Here is a 1,172-nt window from a genome sequence, read left to right as displayed (position 1 = left end):
CTGGTTTCATCGTGGTTGACGATGTGGTTAAGGTCTTTTTCGGCATGAAGAAAGATTTCTTCTTGCCCTTTTTCATCTTCAAAACGCAGTTCATTAAAGCCATTGCCCTTATGGGTTTTGGATTTTATCGTCATGCGGGTTTTATATTTGGGAAGCGCGTAAGGGGGCTCGGTGGTGCTGTGATAGGTGCGCCCCACCACAATCGGTTGGTCCGGGTCGCCATTGAGGTATTTCACCAGCACTTCATCACCGACTCTCGGTATCATTTGGCTGCCGTAGTGTGCACCGGCAAAATCTTGTAATACCCGCACCCAGCAAGAACTGTTTTCGTCAAAGTGGCCTAATCTATCCCAAGGAAATTGGAGTTTGATTCTGCCCCATTCGTCACAATAGATTTCTTCCCCTTCCGGGCCGGTTACGTGGGCAACTTGGGTTCCGCGAATAATTGGACGAGGTTTTAAGGGACTGCGCCAAGGGCGGTGGTGAGGAATAAGGAAGAGTCGGTTTTCATAGCGGTTGCCTTCTTGGAGAGCGGCTTGGGTTATCGCCGGATGGCTATCACTTGAATTTCGCTCAACGGCGTCTTCCTCCAAAATACCGCTTTGGTACCCTTGATGTTCCACCCGTACCACCAGCCAAGCTTGATTAAGAGAAGGTGTCTGATGTCCCTCCAAAGCAAACCCATAGCCCGGGATAACACGCATATCCTCGCCCACCGCATTCGCCGTTTCAGATAACGCCATCTCTGATTCTAAACGGTATCGGGTAAAGGGCTTGCCTTGTTCGTCTTGCTTATAACGCCCCGGATAGTCGTATTTTTCATAAACGGTCGCAGAATTGACCGCACTTTTAGACATATCACTCTCGGTAAGCGCGGATGTCTGGGAATGATGTTGATGTTCGAGATTGTAATTCGGATTTAAGAAGGTGTAATCGCGTAAGGTTTGGCGGGTTGATGATTAGTTTTTAAAAGAACAAAAAAATAACCGCACGTTACAAAGTGCGGTTAATTAATGATTTAATTTAGATCAGCAGAATCAGCTTTAATCCACATGTTGATTTCTTTATAGTTAGCAGAAACCTAAAACTTACTAAATCTTTAGAGAGCTTAACTACAGTTTGTATAAAATTAAAAAAAATCATCATTCTATCATATATCAAATCTCTTAAAC

General features: G+C 44.8%; 1 pseudogene. It reads right to left on the bottom strand.

The features are described from left to right. Window positions 1-956: pseudogene (gene tssI / locus QZ106_RS00065) on the bottom strand (type VI secretion system tip protein TssI/VgrG); the annotation flags it as partial. Window positions 957-1,172 lie beyond the last annotated feature (216 nt).

Source organism: uncultured Aggregatibacter sp., assembly GCF_901873365.1.
Lineage (GTDB): Bacteria > Pseudomonadota > Gammaproteobacteria > Enterobacterales > Pasteurellaceae > Aggregatibacter.
The sequence above is the reverse complement of the archived record's forward strand: the minus strand, read 5'-3'. Positions and strand labels throughout refer to the sequence as shown.